25 protein-coding genes are annotated in these 23,842 nt (G+C 56.4%); 7 read left to right on the top strand and 18 right to left on the bottom strand.

Annotated features, from left to right (window positions below):
* Positions 1-45: 45 nt before the first annotated feature.
* The 16 genes from BFP70_RS07010 to BFP70_RS06940 form a co-directional block, all read right to left on the bottom strand.
* Positions 46-1,254: a hypothetical protein gene (locus BFP70_RS07010; RefSeq protein ID WP_066010938.1), complete on the bottom strand. Its 1,209-nt coding sequence runs from the start codon at positions 1,252-1,254 to the stop codon at positions 46-48.
* A 33-nt stretch (positions 1,255-1,287) separates the two neighbouring features.
* On the bottom strand, positions 1,288-1,764 hold the full coding sequence (gene tolR / locus BFP70_RS07005) for a protein TolR (RefSeq protein WP_066010646.1): 477 nt from the start codon (positions 1,762-1,764) through the stop codon (positions 1,288-1,290).
* A gap of 3 nt (positions 1,765-1,767) precedes the next feature.
* Positions 1,768-2,463: a protein TolQ gene (tolQ, locus tag BFP70_RS07000; RefSeq protein ID WP_066010645.1), complete on the bottom strand. Its 696-nt coding sequence runs from the start codon at positions 2,461-2,463 to the stop codon at positions 1,768-1,770.
* A gap of 118 nt (positions 2,464-2,581) precedes the next feature.
* Complete coding sequence (ybgC, locus tag BFP70_RS06995) at positions 2,582-2,983, bottom strand: tol-pal system-associated acyl-CoA thioesterase (protein ID WP_066010644.1); 402 nt, start codon at positions 2,981-2,983, stop codon at positions 2,582-2,584.
* A 2-nt stretch (positions 2,984-2,985) separates the two neighbouring features.
* Positions 2,986-3,738 (bottom strand): hypothetical protein, encoded by a 753-nt coding sequence (locus BFP70_RS06990; protein WP_369820191.1) that lies wholly within the window; start codon positions 3,736-3,738, stop codon positions 2,986-2,988.
* A gap of 77 nt (positions 3,739-3,815) precedes the next feature.
* Positions 3,816-4,361 (bottom strand): DUF924 family protein, encoded by a 546-nt coding sequence (locus BFP70_RS06985; protein ID WP_066010643.1) that lies wholly within the window; start codon positions 4,359-4,361, stop codon positions 3,816-3,818.
* A gap of 180 nt (positions 4,362-4,541) precedes the next feature.
* Positions 4,542-4,709, bottom strand: a complete 168-nt coding sequence (locus BFP70_RS20980) for a hypothetical protein (RefSeq protein WP_176715509.1) — start codon at positions 4,707-4,709, stop codon at positions 4,542-4,544.
* A 221-nt stretch (positions 4,710-4,930) separates the two neighbouring features.
* A complete protein-coding gene (locus BFP70_RS06980) occupies positions 4,931-5,713 on the bottom strand; it encodes a succinate dehydrogenase iron-sulfur subunit (protein WP_066010642.1) in 783 nt (260 codons plus the stop codon).
* Between the two features lie 12 nt (positions 5,714-5,725).
* The gene (locus BFP70_RS20310; RefSeq protein ID WP_083217382.1) at positions 5,726-6,937 is read right to left on the bottom strand and encodes a glycosyltransferase; all 1,212 of its coding nucleotides are present in this window, start codon (positions 6,935-6,937) and stop codon (positions 5,726-5,728) included.
* Positions 6,938-7,064: 127 nt separating this feature from the next.
* The gene (gene sdhA / locus BFP70_RS06970) at positions 7,065-8,870 is read right to left on the bottom strand and encodes a succinate dehydrogenase flavoprotein subunit (protein WP_066010641.1); all 1,806 of its coding nucleotides are present in this window, start codon (positions 8,868-8,870) and stop codon (positions 7,065-7,067) included.
* 20 nt (positions 8,871-8,890) lie between these two features.
* A complete protein-coding gene (locus tag BFP70_RS06965; protein ID WP_066010640.1) occupies positions 8,891-9,283 on the bottom strand; it encodes a succinate dehydrogenase, hydrophobic membrane anchor protein in 393 nt (130 codons plus the stop codon).
* A gap of 12 nt (positions 9,284-9,295) precedes the next feature.
* Positions 9,296-9,685: a succinate dehydrogenase, cytochrome b556 subunit gene (sdhC, locus tag BFP70_RS06960; RefSeq protein WP_066010639.1), complete on the bottom strand. Its 390-nt coding sequence runs from the start codon at positions 9,683-9,685 to the stop codon at positions 9,296-9,298.
* A gap of 320 nt (positions 9,686-10,005) precedes the next feature.
* A complete protein-coding gene (locus BFP70_RS06955; protein ID WP_066010638.1) occupies positions 10,006-11,040 on the bottom strand; it encodes a MaoC family dehydratase in 1,035 nt (344 codons plus the stop codon).
* A gap of 36 nt (positions 11,041-11,076) precedes the next feature.
* Positions 11,077-11,280 (bottom strand): DUF1737 domain-containing protein, encoded by a 204-nt coding sequence (locus BFP70_RS06950; protein ID WP_066010637.1) that lies wholly within the window; start codon positions 11,278-11,280, stop codon positions 11,077-11,079.
* Between the two features lie 30 nt (positions 11,281-11,310).
* Entirely contained in the window at positions 11,311-11,850 is a 540-nt protein-coding gene (locus BFP70_RS06945) for an NnrU family protein (protein WP_066010636.1), read from the bottom strand.
* Between the two features lie 19 nt (positions 11,851-11,869).
* On the bottom strand, positions 11,870-12,730 hold the full coding sequence (locus BFP70_RS06940) for a CoA ester lyase (RefSeq protein ID WP_066010635.1): 861 nt from the start codon (positions 12,728-12,730) through the stop codon (positions 11,870-11,872).
* Positions 12,731-12,931: 201 nt separating this feature from the next.
* Between BFP70_RS06940 and BFP70_RS06935 the strand changes: the two genes are divergently transcribed.
* On the top strand, positions 12,932-13,243 hold the full coding sequence (locus tag BFP70_RS06935; RefSeq protein WP_066010634.1) for a hypothetical protein: 312 nt from the start codon (positions 12,932-12,934) through the stop codon (positions 13,241-13,243).
* Between the two features lie 6 nt (positions 13,244-13,249).
* Here BFP70_RS06935 and BFP70_RS06930 read toward each other — a convergent pair whose 3' ends face one another.
* Positions 13,250-13,987: a sulfite exporter TauE/SafE family protein gene (locus BFP70_RS06930; RefSeq protein WP_066010633.1), complete on the bottom strand. Its 738-nt coding sequence runs from the start codon at positions 13,985-13,987 to the stop codon at positions 13,250-13,252.
* Between the two features lie 238 nt (positions 13,988-14,225).
* Here BFP70_RS06930 and mdh point away from each other — a divergent pair, with 238 nt between their 5' ends.
* Entirely contained in the window at positions 14,226-15,188 is a 963-nt protein-coding gene (mdh, locus tag BFP70_RS06925; protein ID WP_066010632.1) for a malate dehydrogenase, read from the top strand.
* Between the two features lie 90 nt (positions 15,189-15,278).
* Here the strand turns inward: mdh and BFP70_RS06920 are convergent, their stop codons facing one another.
* Positions 15,279-16,355, bottom strand: a complete 1,077-nt coding sequence (locus BFP70_RS06920; RefSeq protein WP_066010631.1) for a glycosyltransferase family 2 protein — start codon at positions 16,353-16,355, stop codon at positions 15,279-15,281.
* A gap of 233 nt (positions 16,356-16,588) precedes the next feature.
* Between BFP70_RS06920 and sucC the strand changes: the two genes are divergently transcribed.
* From sucC to odhB, 5 genes are all read left to right on the top strand, one after another.
* Entirely contained in the window at positions 16,589-17,782 is a 1,194-nt protein-coding gene (gene sucC, locus BFP70_RS06915; RefSeq protein ID WP_066010630.1) for an ADP-forming succinate--CoA ligase subunit beta, read from the top strand.
* Positions 17,783-17,786: 4 nt separating this feature from the next.
* Positions 17,787-18,671: a succinate--CoA ligase subunit alpha gene (sucD, locus tag BFP70_RS06910; protein WP_066010629.1), complete on the top strand. Its 885-nt coding sequence runs from the start codon at positions 17,787-17,789 to the stop codon at positions 18,669-18,671.
* Positions 18,672-18,858: 187 nt separating this feature from the next.
* Entirely contained in the window at positions 18,859-19,215 is a 357-nt protein-coding gene (locus BFP70_RS06905; RefSeq protein ID WP_066010628.1) for a hypothetical protein, read from the top strand.
* Between the two features lie 78 nt (positions 19,216-19,293).
* Positions 19,294-22,242 (top strand): 2-oxoglutarate dehydrogenase E1 component, encoded by a 2,949-nt coding sequence (locus tag BFP70_RS06900; protein ID WP_066010627.1) that lies wholly within the window; start codon positions 19,294-19,296, stop codon positions 22,240-22,242.
* A 3-nt stretch (positions 22,243-22,245) separates the two neighbouring features.
* Positions 22,246-23,763 carry a 2-oxoglutarate dehydrogenase complex dihydrolipoyllysine-residue succinyltransferase gene (odhB, locus tag BFP70_RS06895; RefSeq protein ID WP_066010626.1) on the top strand — a complete coding sequence of 506 codons (1,518 nt, stop codon included), beginning with the start codon at positions 22,246-22,248 and terminating at the stop codon, positions 23,761-23,763.
* Positions 23,764-23,842 lie beyond the last annotated feature (79 nt).

The raw sequence follows: 23,842 nt of genomic DNA, 5'->3' as shown, positions 1-23,842 counted from the left end.
GCGTAAGAGATAGTGCGAACTTTTGCCAATTCAGGCGCAAACTCATTATCGCATCCTCATTTGGTCAGGATTGAAGACGATTTCGATCGTCTTCCATTGCTCATATTTCTCGCTGGGAAGTGGGAACCCATCGGACCCGCAACGCACGATCGCACGGCGTCCGGCCTCATAGGCCTGACGGGCCGCCGCATCCGATCCGCCAGAGCTGCCAATCATGCGGATCGAACCGATGATCGGCTTGGCATCAGGCGTCATATCGACTGCCACAGTGACAACGGTCCGCAAAGCCTCAGAGGACAACGCACCCACGTTCCAACAGCGTTTCACATCGACGATCAGCGCCTCTTTTTCACCCGCGGTGATCGGGGGGCCGGATACAGCCTGACCAGACCCGCCAGATCCTGCCCCACCCAACGCCTGTGCCAGCGCGTCATCGACCGCGCTGTCAATCGCCCGATCCGAAGTCGCGCTTTGCGTTTGCTGCGGAGTTGGTGTTGCAGGCTTGGAAGGTTGCGGTTTGCTTGGCTCAGGCTTGGGCGGCTCTGGTTTGGGTGCAGGGGGTGTTGGTTTGGCGCGCGGACGCGGGCTGGACGCCGGAGCAGAGGTCTGCGGCGGCTCAACCGCTGTATTGGCCTCTGTCGCGATTTCCGTTCCTGCCTCTTCGGGGGCTGTCGGTTCAACTGCGTCTTCAACAATTTCGGGTTCAGCCGCATCATCGGGCTGGGTTTCCGCCTGCACCGCCTCGCTGGGCTGTGCATCGGGTTCGGGCGCAGGCGCCGGTTCCGGCGCCACACGGCGCGCAGGTTTCGGCACCGGCCGGGGCGAAAAATCAGGCGCCGTGGTTTGCTGCGGTTCCTCAACCGGAGGCATCATCTCGGGCGGCACCTCGACCACCTCTGCCGGTTCGGGCGGGGTCGTCAGGTCGGTCATATCAGGCTGGGCTTCGGGTTGTGCATCGGGCTGTGCCATCGGCTCGGGCACTGGTTCGGGAACCGTTTCGGCGGGTGGCTGTTCAACCTGCGGTGTGTCTTCCGCCTGCGGCTGCGCCATCGCATCGGGCGCTGCCTGCGACGGTGCGGGGGCCGCCGCCATCATCGCAGAAAACTCCGATTCCGATATGACCGAAACCTGCGACATCGTCACGGTCTCTTTGGGTTCTGGCTGAAACCATTCGGTGCCGACGATCGCCCAAACGATCACCCCAAGGTGAAGCGTCGCAGACACCCCAAACCCGATCTTTTCCGACCTATCCATGTCCGCCCAAGCGATCATCGCGCACCGTGCCGATCAATTTGCCGAGGCGCCGGTCAGGCCCGGGCCTCCGGTTTCGGTGACAAGTGTGATGTTGGAAAACCCGCCCGCGTTCAGCGCACCCATGACCTGCACAACACGGCCATATTCAATGCCGCCATCTGCGCGCAAAAAGACCTTATCCGAAGACCGTTCTTCCGCCACGCCGCGCAAACGCGTTACCAGATCATTCTCTGGAACCGCTTCATTCATCAAAGACACAGTGCCATCCAACTGCAAAGACACCGTCAGCGGCTCTTCTTGTTCTGTCGGCACCGCCTTGGCAGCCGTCTTTGGCAGCTCCAACGGGACGCCAACCGTCATCATCGGTGCCGCAACCATGAAAATGATCAACAACACCAACATGACATCCACCATAGGTGTCACGTTAATTTCGGCCATCGCAGCGTGTTTACCGCCCCGGCGACGACGGCGCGACCCGCCACCGCCCTTTTTCATAACACCACCACCCATGTATCAGGCGTCCAGCTGGCGCGAAAGAATGGTGGAAAATTCGTCGGCAAATGCCTCATACCCACCGCCAAGCTTATCTGCATCGGTGGAAAGCTTATTGTAAAAGATGACCGCAGGAATGGCCGCCAACAGGCCCAAAGCGGTGGCAACCAGCGCCTCTGAGATCCCAGGAGCGACAACCGCCAAAGAGGTGTTTTGGGAAATCGCGATTTCTTCAAACGCCACCTTGATCCCCCAGACCGTGCCGAACAGGCCGATGAACGGCGTGGTTGATCCCACCGTGGCCAGAAAGGACAGGCCGTTGTTCAGCTTGTCGATCTCTTTGGTGATCGCAACATCCATAGAGCGTTCGATCCGTGATTGCGCACCCGCGATCAAATTGCCATCTTGCCGATGGCTGCGACGCCACTCCGTCATACCGGCCGCAAAGATCTTTTGGCTGGCACCATCCGGGGTCGGCCCGATTTGGTCATAAAGCTCATCCAGCGGTTCACCCGACCAAAAGGCGCGATCAAACTGATCCGCCTCCGCACGCGCCGCGCGATAAGAAATGACTTTACGAATGGTAATTGCCCATGACCAAAAACTGGACATGATCAGGATTAACACCACGAGTTTCACTGTAATTGAGGCACGGGCAAAAAGAGCCAGCAGCGAGAAATCCATCTGCTGCGCCGCACCAAGCACTTCTGTTTCCATAGTCCACTGCTCGCCAAATAAGGGGCCGCTATCTTGCGGTTCTGATTGCCAGTGAAGATAGCGCAGGGAAAGACCTCACGCTATAACAACTCCGTCAATTTTATGTCGACACCGCGCGTCAATGCACCTTAGGCGCAAGTTTGCGGCGTATTTCGGCAGAAAGGCGCTGAGCGCCACCGGACTCATTCACGCAGACCAAAATGATCTGTGCGGCAAACAGCTTTTCACCACCTCGAAGCACCTCTTGATCCAACACGATACGTGCCCCCGTTTCGGCCACAAGCGCGGTGCGCACGACCAGCTCATCATCAAATTTCGCGGGTTTAAGATAATCGGCCTCAACCCGGCGCACTGCAAATACCACGCCCTCTTCGGCCTTCATCCGCAGCTGATCAATGCCCAGTGCACGCACCCATTCGCTGCGGCCCCGTTCGATAAATTTCAGATAATTCGCATAATAGACAATGCCGGCCAAATCAGTGTCTTCGTAATACACACGCAGCGCAAATTCATGGGCCATTGTCACTGCTCCCGATCTTGTGGTGCGGCCTCATGTTTGGGCATTTCGGGCAAAGGCGGGTCGGCGACCTCTGCCACATCGCGCGTCATTTGCGCCGCGGCCGCCTCTGCATTTTCTCGCAGCACCGCTGCCCGCGCCGCCAACCGCAACGCGTGGCTCGCATCCGTGGCAGCCACTGGCATGACCGGGTCATAGCCCGCCGCGATCAGCGCAGCAACTTCAGGGCGCAATACCGCCGCACCTTGCACCAGCCCCAACGCAGAACGATCCGCCCACGCCCCGTCACCCCAGGCAAAGATCATCCCAACCGCCTGCCCCAGTGCGATCGTCTCTGCCGGAATATCCGCCATCTCTGGTGACATGCGTACAAAAGAAAAACAGGCCCGAACCGCGCCAGCCTCGTCAAAACGGAACACCCGATACTGATGCGCCCCGGCATCGTCCAAACGCACAACCAAATCTTGCAGACCCTCAATCATCTGGTCCAGATTGGGCACTTCCAACAGCTCTTGCCAATCCCGGAAGAAAAAGATCATCAAGTTCGCGCCAAGCTCCGGGTCCGTTTCTGCCATTTTATGGCCAGACAGTGCAACAACTGCCTCTACCGCCCCCTTGACCACCTGCAACGTATCCGCCTCAACACCGAACACGATAGGCACAATGGGTCGCCCCCAACGCGCAAACGCATAGCCCCCATCAGGGCGGGAAAATAACGCGGTGATCTGCTCATGGCTCAGGCTGGGGATCTCGGTCATGGGTTCTCCTTTGGCTTGGACATAGCCTACACTGCGCAGCGCGGGGTTTGAACTCCCCCAAGCTCACTACATCAGCTTCAAAATCCGGAATAGGTCTTCAAAAATTCGATCTCCTCGGCCGTACTGGATCGGCCAATCACCGCATTGCGATGCGGAAAACGTCCAAAGCGCTCAATGATGTCTTGATGCGCTAAAGCAAAGCGCAAACTTTGCGCATCCCCTAAGGCACGGTACAATTCAACTGATTGTGCCTGAACGGTCCGGTCCTCTGCATGCATGTAGGGAAGGTAGAAAAACGGCGCAAGATCACGATCAACCCGATGATCATAGCCCAGATCAACCGCACGCCGTGCATGCGATAACGCCAAAGGATCATTCGCCCAAGAACGCGCTACCCCACGGAACATATTACGTGGGAATTGGTCCAGCGTGATACACAGCGCCAAGGCAGAGGACGACGCCTCCATCCAATCCTCCAAATGCCCATCAACCGCTGCCGTATATGTCGCGAAGAATTTGTCGCGAATGTCTGCATCGAACTCCGGGTCTTTGGAAAACCACAATGCTCGGGCGCGATCTGTGCACCAAAATTCCAAAACCTCTCGTGAAGAACATACGCTCATGTCACCCTCCCAAACGGCATATGGACCACTCCATAATGCCTCTGTTTGGAAATCTAGGGCGATATCACACCAGCGCCAGCGCTCTGGCATTTCATCTTGCCAAAAATATCCAAAAGAACGCCGCAGGCGTTATCTTACGTAACAGCCTCGCAGCGCACCCTTAGAACAGCGCATCACCGCTCAATCGTTATAATATCCGTAAAGACGTTCCAGCGCGTCTGCGGATGCTGTCAGCTGCGGTGCAGGCTGCGCGGTTTCGACTGCCGGCGCTGGGGTGTAATAGGTCAGGGCGTCTTCTTGCGTCTCTATGCGCGTCGCTGGGCTGGGGAATTGGACAATCTGGTTCATGGCACTCTCCATAGATCTCAAACCCCTCCCTTCAGCGCATATAACGCTTCATTAACGATGGCGGGAGCCACGCTGACGCAAAACCGACATGCGTCCTGTGCAACCTTGCGCCAAACCCTGACGACCAGCCAGCGCCGCTTCATATAAAACGACAGCCGCCGGAACACCGGCGGCTGTCGTAAAAACTCTTTTCCCCGCGCGCCAATAATGCGCGCCGGAAATCACACCACGCGGTTGACCATCATCTTTTTGATCGCTGCGATGGATTTCGCCGGATTCAAACCCTTCGGGCAGGTCTTGGTGCAGTTCATGATCGTGTGGCAGCGATACAGTTTGAAAGGGTCTTCCAACTGATCCAAACGCTCACCCGTGGCCTCATCACGGCTGTCAATGATCCAGCGATAGGCATGCAACAACGCCGCCGGACCAAGATAGCGGTCCGAATTCCACCAGTAGCTTGGGCACGAGGTCGAGCAGGACGCACACATTACACATTCATACAGGCCGTCCAGCTTCTTGCGATCCTCGATTGACTGACGCCATTCCTTTTCGGGACGGTTGGTCTTGGTTTCCAACCACGGCATAATCGACGCGTGCTGCGCATAGAAATGTGTCAGATCGGGGATCAGATCTTTCACCACCGGCATATGCGGCAATGGATTGATCTTGACCGTATCGCCCTTGATCTCATCCAGACCATAGATACAGGCAAGCGTGTTGATCCCGTCGATATTCATCGCACAAGACCCGCAAATGCCCTCGCGGCACGACCGGCGGAACGTCAGTGTCGCGTCAACCTCGTTCTTGATCTTGATCAGCGCGTCCAGAACCATCGGACCGCATTTGTCCATATCAAGGAAATAGGTATCCACCCGAGGGTTTTCACCGTCTTCTGGGCTCCAGCGATAGATCTGGAATTTACGGGTGTTCTTGGCACCCTCTGGCTTTGGCCAAGTCTTCCCGACGCGGATTTTGGAATTCTTCGGAAGCGAGAACTGAACCATGGGCTAAACCTTTCAGTTTTGGCGAGAATAAAGCGGCTGTGTCGGAAATTCGCCAGACCGGTCGTAAACACAGCGGGTGTAAAGCGCATTTGAGTCGTAACCCATCCGCGTCGAAAGACTGACATTCATATCAATGTCGTGGATCACTTTTCCATCCTGATTGATCCCCATCAGGGCTTCGCCACGAATGGGCGAGGTATTGACCATGCGCTGGGCGCAAATACGTTCGGCCTGTGCGACAGTGACCGGACCACAGGCGGATAAGGACAGCGCCGCAAGGCCAGACATCAACACGCCAGAACGTGCCGGCGAAGATTGAGGCCGGTCCGCTTGCAATTTTTGCAAAATTTGCCCGGCGCGATTGTGGAAACTGTGGTGCTCGCGCACATATGCGGCCACGTCGCAGTCCGGTTTCGGCGCTGCCAAGGCGTGTTGCACCGCATCAGGGGCCTGCTGCACCCCGTCATAGCTGAACACAACATCGCGCAGATCGGCTGGAATACCCGCCATGCAATCGGTCACAAGCCGCGCGCCAGATGCCAGAACATCGTAAACTCGGTTCGAGGCAAAGCACCCCCGCTCCATCTGCGACTGATGATCGTTCAAAACCACCGCAGCCGATGCGTAATAGGCGCCCAGCTGATCATTAGGGATATGATTGCCCACATGCGCACCATGCGACAGATCTGCGTCCCAACCAGTGCCCCAGATTGCCATCGGTACGCCAGAGGCCGCAGTGGCCACAGCTGCATCCCGCGCAAAGCCGCCACGGCGATTGCCTACAAACAGCACCTGTTGCGCAAGATCGTCACGCGCATGTTCGGGGCTGAAGACATCCCGGTCCGTGCATTGTGGCAAGAAAGACGCTGATAAACCGCGCGCGCGCAGATCCTGTGCATGCGGTTCCGAAGCGGTAAAGACATGTTTAGCCCGACGCAATTCGGCGTCGCTAACATGTTCGTAATTTGAAATAATCCAAAGATAGTGCGGCCGCCACAGACTGCGATGTCCGCGTTTCCCGCGTATCACCAGATCAATTCCCTGCCCCAGATGCGGCAAAGCAACCGATTTTTGGCGATATTTCACCCGAACGGTCGCACCAAGTTGACGCAGCGCACGCGCCAGGGACTGTCCGAAATAGTGGTCACCCCAAATCTTATCCCGCTCTGGCTTTGAGCAGGGCAACAGCAGATTGATCGTCGGTAGGCCCATCCGTTGCGTCATCATATCCCCCCGCAGGCGATAAGAAAACGAAGCGGGCAAAGACGCCGCCCCCGTAGGCCCACGGGAACTGCATCCCCGATCAGGGATGCAGACAAACCACAGGTCATGGTAGGGACGGCGCAGATCATTAGAACGTCCGCGCTTTAGGGGCGATACGTTTCAAGCTGATGCCACCTTCCTCTTCGGTGGTGAGCGGGTCATGAATGATCGGACGATAGGTAAGATCGACATTTGCCCCGTCAACACGCGAAATGGTATGGATGCGCCAGTTTTCGTCGTCACGCGTCGGATAATCCTCATGCGCATGAGCGCCGCGCGATTCCTTGCGCGCCTCTGCTCCGTGGATCGTTGCCAAGGCGTTGGGCATCAGGTTCGTCAGTTCCAGCGTTTCCATCAGATCCGAATTCCAGACCAACGTGCGGTCGGTAACATGGATGTCCGACATTTTATTCGCAACTGCGTCCATCTTCTCGACACCCTCTTTAAGGGTTTTGTCGGTCCGGAATACAGCCGCATCCGCCTGCATCGTGCGCTGCATTTCAAGGCGCAGCTCGGCAGTTGGGGTGCCGCCATTGGCATTACGGATCGCATCGAAACGATCAAAGGCTTTGTCGATCGACGCCTGGTTCAGCACCGGATTGGCCGATTCAGGATCCACGACCTTGCCTGCCTGAATTGCCGCCGCCCGACCAAACACCACAAGGTCAATCAACGAATTGGACCCAAGGCGGTTTGCCCCGTGAACCGATGCACATCCCGCCTCGCCCACAGCCATCAGGCCGGGAACAACTGCGGTCGGGTTTTCGGCAGTCGGGTTAAGCACCTCACCCCAATAGTTGGTTGGAATGCCGCCCATATTGTAATGCACGGTGGGCAGAACCGGGATCGGCTCTTTGGTTACATCTACACCGGCGAAGATTTTTGCCGATTCCGAGATCCCGGGCAAACGCTCTGCCAAAGCTTCGGCAGGCAGGTGCGACAGGTTCAAGAAGATGTGGTCTTTATGCTCGCCCACACCGCGCCCTTCACGGATTTCCATAGTCATGGAACGCGATACATAATCGCGTGGCGCAAGGTCTTTATACTGCGGCGCGTAGCGTTCCATGAAACGCTCACCCTCGGAGTTGGTCAGATATCCGCCTTCGCCGCGTGCACCTTCGGTGATCAAGCAGCCAGACCCATAGATGCCGGTCGGGTGGAACTGAACAAATTCCATATCCTGTAGTGCCAGACCCGCACGGGCCACCATACCGCCGCCATCGCCGGTGCAGGTATGCGCCGATGTCGCTGAGAAGAACGCACGGCCATACCCGCCCGTCGCCAGCACAACCATCTTGGCGTTGAACACATGCATCGTGCCGTCATCAAGCTTCCAGCAGACCACACCCTGACACTGCCCATCTTCGGACATGATCAGATCAATCGCGAAATACTCAATGTAGAACTCGGCGTTGTTTTTCAGCGACTGACCATAAAGCGTATGCAAGATCGCGTGGCCAGTCCGGTCTGCAGCCGCACAGGTCCGCTGCACAGCAGGGCCTTCGCCAAATTCTGTGGTATGACCGCCGAAGGGACGCTGATAGATTTTGCCCTCTTCGGTGCGCGAGAATGGCACACCGTAATGCTCCAGCTCATACACCGCTTTGGGTGCTTCCCGTGCAAGGTATTCCATCGCATCGGTGTCACCCAACCAGTCAGAGCCTTTGACCGTGTCATACATATGCCACTGCCAATTGTCTGGACCCATATTCGACAGCGACGCGGCAATGCCGCCCTGTGCCGCAACCGTGTGGGAGCGGGTCGGGAAAACCTTGGTCACGCAAGCGGTGCGCAGGCCCTGTTCAGCCATCCCCAAGGTCGCGCGCAGACCGGCGCCACCGGCACCGACCACCACGACGTCATAATTATGCGTCTCGTATTCGTATGCAGCCATTTATCTTGTCCCGTTTTGTCTTATGCCGAAGCCATCAGGCCCATGAGCACCATCTTGCCCAATGCGAACAGCGTGGCCGCGGACAGGACGTAGGAAAGCGAATAAACAAAGATCACAAGGATCTTACGCGTGGTGCCTGCAGCATAATCTTCGATCATGCTTTGCGCACCTTTGGCGAAGTGGCGCATCCCAACCAAGAAGGTCAGCGCGATCACGATCGCCGCGAAAGGATGGGACAGCCGCTCGATCACCTCAGCTTGCGGACGGCCAAGGGCACTGCCAAAGATATAGACGAAGCACGGCACCAAGAAGGCAAGGCCAACGCCCGATATCGTCATGAACCAATGATGTTCGGTCCCGGTGCCCGAGGCGCCTTTGCCAACAGCGCGTTGACGATCAGTCATATACCGCATGGGTTAGCCTCCTCAGACAATAATGATGGTCAAAAGCGTCAACACGACCGAACCGATCATGCAGGCCCAGCCCAGCTTTTCAGCTGTTTCGATCTCAAGCCCCTTGCCCGCATCAAAATACAGGTGACGCAAACCGGCAAGGTAATGATACCAAAGCCCTAACGCCGAGAGGGTAAAGATCAGATCGCCAATGAACGAGGTCATCAGCCAATTGATCGAGTTGAAATAATCTTCATCGGATGCCGCAGCCAAAAGCCACCATACCGCCAAAATCGCACTGACCGCGAGCGCGTTGCCAGTGATCCGTGTCAGGATCGACGACATCGAGGTCATCTGCGGGCGATAATATTGTCCGATCATGAAAGGGGAAAGGGGCCGTTCAACCCGTTTCGTTTCTGCCATTTTGGGTCCCTCTGTCGCTGGGCCCCTCGGGCGTCCGGCGTGGGTGCGGGCGCGTATGGGGCTGGCCGAAGTGCTCTTATGCTTTAGTCCCATCCGTCAGGGAAGTCACGGCCTCTGTCGGCGTTAAAGTCGCTTTTTCATACCCAATTTTCGCTTTTTTACAATGTTGTGATCACAAAAATAACGCCGTGATCACAAAAGCAAAAACGTCAGGAATAAATGTGAGCGGTAACACATTCCCCCGGCGCCAAGCCAAAACTGGGCATCTTTGCGCCGGGATGTTTGCCGCTAAAAAGTAAATTTTCTATGCGTCTTGGGGATCACAAAGGAATCAACGCCCAGTAATCCAGATCCAACAGCACCTCTGGCAGGTATTTGCCATCCTCGCCCTTCAGTGCGAATTCCGCAGCACCTTGTTTCACAGCAACCAGACGCAAACGAATGGCCCCGACGCCAGGCGCACCGGTTTCAGCCCGGTCCAGAACCTCGGACCATGCCTTGACTGTATCGCCAGCGAAACAGGGATTGGCATGCGCCCCGCCATTCAACGCGACAATCATCTGTGCATTGGCTAGGCCATTAAACGACAGCGCACGTGCCATCGAAATGATATGGCCACCATAGATCAGGCGCTGACCGTCGGGGCGGAAGGTCGCATCAAAATGCACTTTGGCCGTGTTCTGCCATAGACGCGTGGCCAGCATATGCTCAGCCTCTTCGATGGTCACACCGTCGACATGGTCGATTTTTTCGCCAATCTCATAATCGGACCAGCGATGCGGCTCTCCGGCAAGGTCGAAATCATAGTCTGTAAAATCGAGCCCCTCTGGAATGACCAGATCCTGTGGCGCAACCGTCTGTGACAGTTCTGGGATATGTGTTTCAGGCGCGGGCGCATCCAGGTTGCCTTTGCGTACCATTACCCACCGCACATAGTCCAAGACCGGTTCATCGATCTGATTGAACCCGCGCGTACGCACATAGACAACGCCGGATTTTCCGTTGGAGTTTTGCTTGACGCCGATCACCTCGGACTCTGCGCGCAGCGTGTCGCCGGGATAGACAGGCTTTAGCCAACGCCCTTCGGCATAGCCCAAATTCGCAACCGCGTTTAATGAGACATCAGGCACAGTTTTGCCAAACACCACATGAAACGCGGCCAAATCGTCAATTGGCGCCCCTTCCAGCCCACAGCGCGCCGCGAATTCATCCGAGGAATATAGCGCCCCGCGTGCCGGATAAAGCGCGTGGTACAACGCGCGCTCCCCTTCCGCCACGGTGCGCGGCACCGCATGGCGGATCACATCACCGATCTTGTAATCTTCGAAAAATCGGCCTGGATTGGTTTTGGCCATGCGGCGCTCCTTTTTCAGCTTTTGAACGATGGGCGCTTAAAGTTGCCCCAGCTTGATATCGGGGGCATAAGACCCCTCCGCCTGCTTGATCACGGCCTGACCGCAGCGCATCACACCTTTGTCCGTATCAAACGCGTATTGCGGCGGGCCATACAGCTCCCAGCCTTTGGACAGCGCTTCTGTGACCTTATGGCAAAAGGCGCTGGTGTCATCTTCGGTCAAGAAACGATAAGCTTGCATGTCTGTACTCCTTTTACGCGGACAGGGGCATCATCCAAACGTCGGATAGCCAAGCGCGTAATGCACCCCGACGATGGCACCGTAAACAATCACTGTGCCAAGGATCGCAAAGATCTCCATTTTCGGACCTTTGCCAATGGGTGGCACCCAGACAGAACGGTTGATCAAGACAATCTCGACAATCGCCCAGATGCCAACCCCGCCGAACAGTACGAAGCTGGGCGTATCACCATTCACCAGCAGATGCGCGCAAGCCCATAGGATCACACCCAACAGCATCGGGTGGCGGAATTTCTGTGCAAGCTTGGTCTTCATGCCCGATGCCGCAAACAGATAGACCGACAGCAGCATCAGCAGGTTATTGATACCAACCATCGCCGGCGAACGGCCCCAAAACACCGTGCCATCTGCACCGCGATAGCCGATGATCATTAATGCGATGGACAGGAACAAAAGCCCCGATACCATCGCCCGCCCCTGCGCCCCCATTTTCGCACGCGCATGCGGCGCGAGCCGTTTAAACAAATGTGCCGCCGCCCAAATTAGGACGCCAAGGATCAACAGGGTCATGGCTCGCCTTTCGCTTGCTTTATGTCAGCGCGGCAATTGCATCCGCTTTCGCAAGGATCTGCCGCGCCGTCACGATATGCAGATTTTCAACAATCTTACCATCCACAACGGCAACGCCCTGCCCTGCGGCCTCGGCTGCGGTAAAAGCATCAATCTGGCGACGTGCAAGGTCAATTTCGGCCTCGGACGGGGCGAAGGCGGCGTTGCACACCGCAAGCTGCGCCGGGTGGATCAAGGTTTTGCCATCAAACCCCATATCACGCCCCTGATCACATTCAACTTCCAATCCATCATCGTCTTTAAACGCATTATACACGCCGTCGATAATCACCTTGCCATAGGCTTTGGCCGCCATCAGGCACAGGCCCAGACCGGCCATCATCGGCAGGCGATCGGCACGGAACCGCGTGCCCAGCTCTTTCGCCAGATCATTGGTGCCCATCACCATCCCCGCCAAACGCGGATGCGCCGCAATCGACTGCGCGTTAAACATGCCGATCGCCGTCTCCATCATCGCCCAAAGCGGAACATCTGGGATAAGGTCAGCAACAGCATCCAAATCTTGTGTCGTGTTCACCTTGGGAATCAAGATCGCATCCACCTGTGCGCCGTCGCGAATCGCGCGTGCAAAGGCCAAAATATCATCCCGGCCCCATTCGGTGTCTAAAGCGTTGACCCGGACAATCCGTGCACGATTGCCGAAATTTCCCTCTTTCAAGGTGGTGGCCAGCAGCTCCCGCGCGCGGGGCTTTTCGTCAATTGCAACAGCGTCTTCCAGGTCAAAGATGATCGCGTCACAGGTCAGGCCCTTGGCCTTTTCCAAAGCGCGCTCTTTTGAGCCGGGAATATACAATACAGATCTATAGGGGCGTGCGGACATGATTCCCTCCCTCGCAACATTCTTTCGCCAAAGACCACATTAGGGACACATTCAGCAAGGATTAATCTGCCGCATTGCAGCGAAAACACTCCGCGCGTAGCGAAATATCGCGCTAAAGTTGTGCAATGTCCGCAATATTAACGTTATCTTCGTCACCTGCTCTCAGCCTAGCTGGATCAACCTTCCACCATGGAGGACGCTATGCAGAAGACATTCTTTGCGCTTTCATTCGGACTTTTGGCCGTTCTTTTGGCAGCGCAACAACTTCACGCCGCGGAAGATGCCTGTGGGGTACGGCAGAAAATCATCGGTCAACTGAACGACAAATATCAAGAAACCCGCCGCGGAATCGGTCTGGCGGCCAATAATTCGGTCCTTGAGATTTTTGTGGCCGACACCGGCAGCTGGACCATCCTGGTCACAAAACCGAGCGGGATGAGCTGCCTGATCGCCTCGGGCCAGAATTACGAAACTTTGTCGGAAAAGCTGCCCGCCGGTGGCAAAGATATCTAGGTGCGCTCAGCCGATCACCGCATCCCAAAGCAATTTGATCGACAGCACCAAAAGCACCCAAATCAGCAGTTGATAAAACAACTTTTGCGGGATAACTCGGACCAATCGCACGCCGACAAACACCGAGAGTGATGCGGGAATCGCCAAAAGCACCGCAAGAGAAAGCGAATCAAAATTGATTTCCCCTAAGGCGATATAGGGGATCAATTTGATCGCATTGACATATGAAAACAAGATTGTCGCAGTCCCGGCGAATATTGTCGAAGGCATATTCAACGGCACGGCATAAGCCTGAAAGGGCGGACCGCCTGAATGGCTCACGAAACTTGTGAACCCGGCAATTGTCCCCCAGACAAGCCCCGGCACTGTGCGCGCCTCGCGCCGCGCCCCCAGCGAGGGGCGAAAAATCGCGTTAAGGGCAAAAACAAGCCCGATCATCCCTACCAATCCCAGCACAAATCGCTCTGGCACGACATCGGCCATCAGCCAACCGACACCGACGCCAAGCGTGGTGGCGGGGATCATGATTTTCAGCACACGTGGGTCGAAATGCTTGCGATAAGCCCATAGACCAAAGAAATCAGCGATCACGTAAACGGGCAGCAAAAGCCCCGCCGCCGCAACCGGATCCATGACCGTAGCAAGGATGGGAACGGACAACGCACCGGCCATGGGGATACCGCCCTTTGACAAACCGACCGTCACCGCGGATGCGATGGCCACCAAAATCCAAATGTAGTCCATTCTTCCCCCTTTGGCGCGTGCCGCTGCAGTGCAACATGACAAACATTGGCCGCGCAGCATGACAAAAACACCACGCGCCCCTACGTCACCTTTAGCGCAAACATCAGGTTAATTACAGTGCACAACGGTATGCAAATCACAGGATGCTGCGGATGCATCCCCGCCTGCTCTTGCCAGAATGCTACAAAAGGACTACCCATCCCCTCGTCACATATCCATCCCGATACCGGAGGACTTCATGGCCCGTACTAAAATCGCCCTTATCGGCGCAGGCCAGATCGGCGGCACACTCGCCCATCTTGCAGCTCTTAAAGAACTTGGCGACGTCGTATTGTTCGACATTGCTGATGGCACGCCACAGGGCAAGGCGCTCGACATTGCTGAATCAGGCCCGTCCGAGGGCTTCGATGCGGCGCTGAAAGGCACCACAGACTATGCCGATATCGCAGGCGCAGACGTTTGCATCGTCACCGCAGGTGTTCCACGCAAGCCCGGCATGAGCCGCGACGACTTGCTTGGCATCAACCTGAAAGTGATGAAATCGGTTGGCGAAGGCATTGGCAAATACGCGCCGAACGCATTCGTGATCTGCATCACCAACCCGCTGGACGCAATGGTTTGGGCACTGCAGCAATTCTCCGGCCTTCCGGCAGAGAAAGTCTGCGGCATGGCTGGCGTTTTGGATTCGGCACGTTTCCGTCACTTCTTGTCGACAGAATTCAACGTATCGATGAAAGACGTCACCGCCTTCGTTCTGGGCGGCCACGGCGATACAATGGTTCCGCTGGCGCGCTACTCAACCGTTGCGGGCATTCCATTGCCTGATCTGGTCAGCATGGGCTGGACCACGCAGGACAAGCTGGATGCAATCATCCAGCGCACCCGTGACGGTGGCGCGGAAATCGTTGGCCTGTTGAAAACCGGCTCTGCATTCTATGCACCGGCGACATCGGCGATCGAGATGGCAGAAGCCTATTTGAAAGATCAAAAACGCGTTCTGCCTTGTGCAGCCTATGTCAAAGGCGCGCTTGGGCTTGACGGCATGTATGTCGGCGTTCCGACCGTGATCGGCGCCGGCGGCGTTGAAAAGGTTATCGACATTCAGATGACCAAAGACGAGCAAGCGATGTTCGACAAATCCGTCGACGCCGTGAAAGGCTTGGTTGAGGCGTGCAAGGGCATCGACCCTTCGCTGGCCTGATCGCTGCCGCAATCGCATAATTTAAAGGGCGCACCATTGGTTGCGCCCTTTTTCTTTTGCCCCTTTTACCTTAGCCGCCTACATGCCGTGTCAGCGTATTGCCAAGGCCTGCGCATCAAAGCCAAACCTGTCATATGCTTTCGCGATCAGTGCCGCTTCATGGTCCAAAAGCGCGGCGTCAAAAGCGGCCGCTGAAAAATCCAGTTCAGGGAACAGCGCCTGCGCATTTGCCAGCACTGGCGACCCCTGCCCCGCCCAAGCGCCTTGCGCCAACAGCGCAGCAACGGCAGCGGCATCCATCCCCTGAACCAACCACCACAGATCCATCAGCGCCGACGGCAAATCCGCAATTTTGACGGCATGGGCAAATTGGGTCTGGCGCGGTGTGGACATCGGGATCGGATCCCCTTTAACGACGGTCATCGCACGGCGCATCATTTTCAGCAGATAATGGAGTGGCGTCAGCCCGTCGAAATGCAAAATTCGGGCATTCGTTGCCCGCCGATAGGGCAAAGTAAGCTTGCGCGTATTCCAATCCTTCAGCGGATAATGAACACCGATGGCATAGCCTTGCCCGGCACGGGTAATCGATTTTCCAGCAGTATGGCCGCAACAGCCTTGGTTCAGATAACGCTGACGCGGGCCGTATACCCGCGCGCCCTGAGTGTCAAAACCCGGCCAATGCTGCCGGAACCCCCCCGCAAAAATATCGTTTCCCCGCCCGACAGTATCACGCGACAGGTAGCAGCGTTCATCCACCGCCAGACGCAGCCATGCCTTTTCCGTCACACTGGCCAATTCGCGATCTACCGGGCCGAAGATGTGGATGAATTCATCTGCATCGCAATGCGCCACCCAGTCCAACCCCGAGTCGGACAGCACCCGCGTCGCATTATATTTCTGCCGGGTTTCTACGCGATCAGGTCGTTTTCCCCGCCAATGCCGCCGCCAGCCATCATCGCCGCTGAAATATTGAAAACAGCCCGCAACCCCCGCCAACAGCGTTTGGGCCTGCGGATTGGGCCGATCATGAAACACATGCACCTCGCTGGCCCCGACAGCCAAGTGATGCGCCACCCATGCAGCCAGTAAAATCGCGGGCTCATCTACGGTTCCAACCACACCCCAACGGGGTAATCCCGGTTCCGTTTTGCTATAATTGCGCAAAACCGGCCTCCTTCATTCCAAATCAGCCACAATTTACATCAAACTGCCCCATCTGCACCAGTTGAGTCGTTTAGGTTAATACCGCGGCGAAAATGTGATCACACGATCATAAGCTGTGATCACAAAAGTCATTTTTATGCTCACAATGGCTTGCGTCAACGATTTATCAGTTTTTTGCTAGGCAGGGATGTGCGATCACCCCAAGGAAATCGCACCAGCATGGGACGGAAGCCATGAACATTCATGAATATCAGGCGAAGCAGCTCCTTAAGAGCTACGGCTGCCCGGTGTCAGACGGCCGCGCGGTTCTTAAAGCCGACGAAGCCAAAACCGCAGCAGGCGAGCTTGACGGCCCGCTCTGGGTTGTCAAAGCACAGATCCACGCGGGCGGCCGCGGCAAGGGTCACTTCAAAGAAGCCGAAGCTGGCGAAAAGGGCGGTGTTCGTCTGGCCAAGTCGGTTGAAGAAGCCGAAGAAATGGCCAAGCAAATGCTTGGCAAGACGCTTGTGACGCACCAGACAGGTCCGGCCGGCAAACAAGTCAACCGCATCTACATCGAAGACGGTTCGGACATCGACCGCGAGCTGTATCTTGCGCTGTTGGTCGACCGCCAGTCGAGCCAGGTCTCCATCGTGTGCTCCACCGAAGGCGGTATGGACATTGAAGAGGTCGCAGAATCGACCCCTGAGAAAATCCTGTCCTTCTCGATCGACCCGGCTGCAGGCTATCAGGCCTATCATGGTCGCCGCGTCGCGTTCTCGCTTGGCCTTGAAGGTGGTCAGGTAAAACAAATGGTCAAGCTGCTGGGTCAGCTGTACCAGGCGTTCATCGAAAAAGACATGGAGCAGCTGGAAATCAACCCGCTGATCGTCATGCCCGATGGCAACCTGAAAGTTCTGGACGCCAAAGTCGGCTTTGACGGCAACGCGCTGTATCGTCATTCGGACATCATCTCGCTACGCGATGAGACCGAAGAAGATAGCAAAGAGCTGGAAGCGTCGAAATACGACCTTAACTACATCGCACTTGACGGTGAAATCGGCTGCATGGTGAACGGTGCCGGTCTGGCTATGGCCACGATGGACATCATCAAACTTTATGGCGCAGAGCCTGCGAACTTCCTTGATGTTGGCGGCGGCGCCACCAAAGAGAAAGTAACCGAAGCATTCAAAATCATTACCTCGGACAAAAACGTCAAAGGTATTTTGGTCAACATCTTTGGCGGCATCATGCGCTGCGACGTCATCGCAGAAGGCGTTATCGCCGCGGTGAAAGAAGTTGGCCTGCAGGTTCCATTGGTTGTCCGTCTTGAGGGCACGAATGTGGAGCTGGGCAAGGACATCATCAAAAGCTCCGGCCTGAACGTTATCGCCGCCGACAACCTGTCGGATGGTGCAGAAAAAATCGTCAAAGCGGTGAAGGGCTAAGATCATGGCAGTTCTCGTCAACGAAAACACCAAAGTCATCTGTCAGGGCCTGACCGGCTCGCAGGGGACGTTCCACACCGAACAGGCAATCGCATACGGCACCAAAATGGTTGGCGGCGTGACCCCGGGCAAAGGTGGCCAGACCCATCTGGACCTGCCGGTGTTCAATTCGGTCCACGAAGCCAAGCATGTGACGGACGCAAATGCGACCGTGATTTATGTGCCCCCGCCCTTCGCAGCCGATTCGATCCTTGAGGCGATTGACGCCGAAATGGAGCTGATCGTGTGCATCACCGAGGGCATCCCGGTTCTGGACATGATGAAAGTCAAGCGCGCGCTGATCGACAGTAAATCGCGCCTGATCGGTCCGAACTGCCCCGGCGTCATCACGCCTGATGCGTGCAAAATCGGCATTATGCCGGGCCACATCCACCGTCGTGGTTCGGTTGGTGTTGTGTCGCGTTCGGGCACCCTGACCTATGAGGCGGTCAAGCAGACCACCGATATGGGCCTGGGCCAGTCTTCGGCGGTTGGCATCGGCGGCGACCCGATCAAGGGCACCGAGCATATCGACGTGCTGGACATGTTCCTGGACGATCCGGAAACGCAATCGATCATCATGATCGGTGAAATCGGTGGTTCGGCGGAAGAAGAAGCTGCGGAATTCCTGGCAGAGCAGCGCAAAAAAGGTCGTTGGAAACCCACGGCTGGCTTTATCGCAGGCCGTACGGCACCTCCGGGTCGCCGCATGGGCCACGCCGGCGCAATCGTCGCAGGCGGCAAAGGTGATGCGGAATCGAAGATCGAAGCCATGAAATCGGCAGGTATCGTCGTTGCTGACAGCCCCGCAACGCTGGGCGAAGCCGTGATGAAAGCCATCAAGGCCTAATGGAATTTGCCCGCGCGGTATGCACCGCGCGGGCACCCACGGTGTGCAAAGACCGGCTCGAAAGAGCTGAGCAGAGTATCGTAACACTCTGTTTTGCCCTTTCGAGATAGGAATAAGACCCGTGACAGTGGCGGCGCGGTCGATAAGGTGCAAGGATTGCCCAATATCGGATCGAAAGGATTTAACGTTGAAGACCTTGTTTCAGACCACAGCGGCCCTTTTGGGAGTGTTGGTATTGTCTGCGTGCAATAACAGCTATAACGCGCCCGCCGCACTGACTTTTGATGACACGGTGCATGGTGACCATGGCCCGATCACCACGCCACCGATCATTGGCCGATACAAGGTGCCTGCGGGCACAACCCCGACAGGCGACACCGGTTATGCCGTTGCGAACACCACGCGCACCAATGGCTCCATCGTGAACGGAACCGCAGCGCAATGCGGCCCGGCTAACGATTACTCGAAATATTCAGATGCCTGTGCACATGCGGCGGGTTTGCCCGCTGCCAGCCAGCCCTATATCTCGCCCTATACCCGATAGGGTCGGGCTTCACACATGTTCGGGGCAAATGCTTTGCCCCGACGTACGTCCCTCGCCACCTACCATCAGGTGAACACCATGACCGAACACTCCAGTAACGACCAGTTCCACGCATCCAGCTTCCTTCAGGGCGGCAATGCAGATTATGTGGAACAGCTTTATGCCAATTACGCCAACGACCCTACATCGGTCGACGCGGCCTGGGCAGAGTTTTTCAAGCAGCTCGCGGATGACGAAGCCAGCGTTAAGAAATCTGCAAGCGGTGCAAGCTGGGAGCGTAGCGACTGGCCGCCGATCATGCCCGATGAAATTCTGGGCGCACTGACCGGCGAGTGGCCGGCAGCCGAGGTCAAAGGCGCGGGCAAGAAAATCGCCCAAAAAGCGCAGGAAAAAGGCGTTGAAGTCTCGGATGAGGCGATCAAACGCGCCGTTTTGGATTCCGTTCGTGCGTTGATGATCATCCGCGCCTACCGGATCCGCGGTCATTTGGTTGCGGACCTGGATCCGTTGAATATGCGTGGCAATGAACCCCACCCCGAGCTGGAGCCAAGTTCCTACGGCTTTAACGAAGCAGATATGGATCGCCCGATCTTTATCGACAATGTTCTGGGGATGCAGGTTGCGACGATGCGCCAGATCATCGCCATCGTGAAACGGACTTATTGCGGCACTTTTGCGCTGCAATATATGCATATTTCCAACCCCGAAGAAGCCGCCTGGCTGAAAGAACGTATTGAAGGGTTCGACAAGGAGATCAAGTTTACTCAGGAAGGCCGCAAGGCGATCTTGAACAAACTGGTCGAGGCCGAAGGCTTTGAGAAATTCCTGCATGTGAAATACATGGGCACCAAGCGCTTTGGTCTGGACGGCGGCGAAGCCCTGATCCCGGCGATGGAGCAGGTGATCAAACGCGGCGGAAATCTGGGCCTGAAAGATGTCGTATTCGGGATGCCGCACCGGGGTCGTCTGTCGGTTCTGGCGAATGTGATGCAAAAGCCCTATCGCGCGATTTTCCACGAATTCCAAGGCGGCTCTTATAAGCCTGAGGATGTTGATGGGTCGGGCGATGTGAAATATCATCTGGGTGCCTCGGCGGATCGGACATTTGACGATCACACAGTTCACCTGTCGTTGACGGCGAACCCATCGCACCTTGAAGCAGTGAACCCGGTTGCGTTGGGTAAGGTGCGTGCCAAACAAGATCAGCTGAACGACACCGAGCGCAATCAAGTATTGACCGTGTTGTTGCACGGTGATGCGGCCTTTGCAGGTCAGGGTGTTGTTGCGGAATGCTTCCAGCTTTCGGGCATTCGTGGCCACCGCACCGGCGGCACGCTGCACTTTGTCGTCAACAACCAGATCGGCTTTACAACGGCGCCGCATTTCTCACGTTCGTCGCCCTACCCGACCGATATCGCCTTGATGGTTGAGGCCCCGATCTTCCACGTCAACGGCGATGATCCAGAGGCCGTGGTTCACGCCGCCAAGGTTGCAATCGAATTCCGCCAGAAATTCCACAAAGACGTGGTGATCGATCTGATCTGCTACCGTCGCTTTGGTCACAACGAGGGCGACGAGCCCATGTTCACCAACCCGGCGATGTATAAGCGGATCAAAACGCATAAAACAACGTTGCAGCTTTATACCGAACGTCTGGTGAAAGATGGCCTGATCCCCGAAGGCGAGATCGAGGACATGAAAGCCGCGTTCCAATCCATGCTTAATGATGAATTTGAGCAGGGTAAAAATTTTAAACCCAATAAAGCCGACTGGCTGGACGGGCGTTGGAAACATCTGGATCGCCAGAGCCCCGATTACGACGCAGGCGTCACTGCGATCAGCGCAGAAATGTTGCAAGAGGTCGGCACCGCGCTGACCACCGCGCCGGAAGGGATGGAAATCCACAAGACCGTCAAACGTCTTTTGGACAATAAATCCAAAATGTTTGAAACCGGCCAGGGTTTTGACTGGGCAACCGGCGAAGCATTGGCTTACGGTTCGCTTGTGTCCGAGGGCTTCCCGGTTCGTCTGGCTGGCCAAGACAGTACGCGCGGCACATTCTCGCAGCGTCATTCGGCCATTATCGACCAGAATACTGAAGAACGTTACTACCCATTGAACAACATCAAACCGGGTCAGGCAAAATACGATGTCATCGATTCGATGCTGTCGGAATATGCGGTGCTTGGGTTTGAATACGGCTACTCTTTGGCAGAGCCAAATACGCTGACCCTATGGGAAGCGCAATTTGGTGACTTTGCCAACGGCGCACAGATCATGTTCGACCAGTTCATCAACTCGGGTGAGCGTAAATGGCTGCGGATGTCGGGTCTGGTGATGTTGTTGCCGCATGGCTACGAAGGTCAGGGACCGGAGCACTCTTCCGCGCGTCTGGAGCGGTTCTTGCAGAACTCTGCTGAAGACAACTGGATTGTGGCCAACTGTTCGACACCGGCAAACTATTTCCACATCTTGCGCCGTCAGATCCACCGGAATTTCCGGAAGCCGCTGGTGTTGATGACACCGAAGTCGCTGCTTCGCCATCCCATGTGTGTCTCGAAGGCAGAAGATTTCACCACAGGCTCTTTCTTCCGCCGCGTGATGTGGGATGACGCCCAATCGGGCAATACCGAGATGACGCTGAAGCCGGATGCGGAAATCAAGCGCGTCGTGCTATGCTCGGGGAAGGTCTACTATGACCTGCTGGCCGAGCGCGACAAACGCGGTCTTGAAAACGTGTATTTGCTGCGCGTCGAACAGTTCTATCCGTTCCCGGCGCATTCGCTGGTCAATGAGCTGTCGCGCTTTAAAGATGCAGAGATCGTCTGGTGCCAGGAAGAGCCCAAAAACCAGGGTGCCTGGACCTTTATCGAACCCAATCTTGAATGGGTTCTGTCGAAAATCGACGCCAAACATGCCCGCGCTCGCTATGCTGGCCGTAATGCTTCTGCCTCGCCCGCGACGGGTCTGGCCAAGTCGCATAAGGCCGAGCAGGACGCGCTCGTAAATGATGCACTGGAGGGTTAATCCATGAGTACCGAAGTTCGCGTTCCCACCTTGGGCGAAAGCGTGACGGAAGCGACCGTCGCGACTTGGTTCAAAAAATCCGGTGACACAGTGGCCGCAGATGAGATGCTGTGCGAATTGGAAACCGATAAGGTAACTGTCGAAGTGCCCGCCCCTGCGGCTGGCACTTTGGGCGAGATCGTGGCCAATGAAGGTGACACGGTCGGCGTTGATGCCCTGCTGGCAATGATCGAAGAAGCCGGTGCTGGGGCAACTTCGCCCGCGCCGAAGAAAAGCGAACCCGCAGCCCCGGCGGCTGCCCCCTCAGGTGAGGCAAAAATGACCGATGTGATGGTTCCCGCCCTTGGCGAATCCGTTAGCGAAGCCACGGTTTCGACCTGGTTCAAAAAGGTTGGTGACACAGTCGCGCAAGACGAAATGTTGTGCGAACTTGAAACCGACAAAGTCTCTGTTGAAGTGCCCGCACCGGCGGCCGGCGTTTTGACCGAGATTGTGGCGGCCGAAGGCACCACCGTTGATGCTACGGCAAAATTGGCCGTAATCTCGGCCGGTGAGGGCGCGGCAACCGCAGCCCCTGCCGCAACTGCGGCACAGGCACCTGCGCAAGCCGCCAGCGGCGCGGGTGTTAAAAATGCCCCTTCCGCCGATAAGGCCATGGCCGAAAAAGGCATCGACCCGGCATCGGTATCGGGCTCGGGCCGCGATGGTCGCATCATGAAAGAAGACGTTGCGAAAGCGGCATCTGCCCCTAAACCCGCGTCGGTTTCGGTTGCAACCGCACCTGCTGCGGCCCCACGCGGTCCGGTCAATGCCGACGACGCATCGCGCGAAGAGCGCGTTAAAATGACCCGCCTGCGTGCGACCATCGCCAAGCGTCTGAAAGACAGCCAGAACACCGCTGCGATGCTGACGACCTATAACGAGGTCGACATGACCGAGGTCATGGCACTGCGCAAAGAATACAAAGACATGTTTGAAAAGAAACATGGCGCGCGTCTTGGCTTTATGTCCTTCTTCACCAAGGCATGCTGCCATGCGCTGAAAGAGGTCCCGGAAGTCAACGCCGAAATCGATGGCAATGAGATCGTTTATAAAAACTACGTCCATATGGGCGTGGCTGCGGGCACGCCGCAGGGTCTGGTTGTTCCGGTCATCCGCGATGCCGATAGCATGTCTTTCGCGGATATCGAAAAAGCGATCGCTGAAAAAGGCAAGCGCGCCCGTGACGGCAAGCTATCTATGGCAGAAATGCAAGGCGGCACATTCACCATCTCGAACGGTGGTGTTTATGGGTCCTTGATGTCCTCACCCATCTTGAACCCGCCGCAATCGGGTATCTTGGGAATGCATAAGATCCAAGATCGCCCCATGGTCATCAATGGCGAAATCAAGATCCGTCCGATGATGTATCTGGCGCTGTCCTATGATCACCGCATCGTTGATGGCAAAGGCGCCGTAACCTTCCTTGTGCGCGTTAAAGAAGCCCTGGAAGATCCGCGCCGCATGCTGATGGATCTGTAATCCTCGCAAACGCTTGGGCCCGGGGGCGCGCGACGCGTCCGGGCCCCCTACCCGGCTTGTGTAAGCCCCAGTTGGAAGA

Origin of the sequence: Thioclava sp. SK-1 (genome assembly GCF_001705665.1) — a bacterium.
In the GTDB taxonomy this organism is placed as follows: domain Bacteria; phylum Pseudomonadota; class Alphaproteobacteria; order Rhodobacterales; family Rhodobacteraceae; genus Thioclava.
The sequence above is the reverse complement of the archived record's forward strand: the minus strand, read 5'-3'. Positions and strand labels throughout refer to the sequence as shown.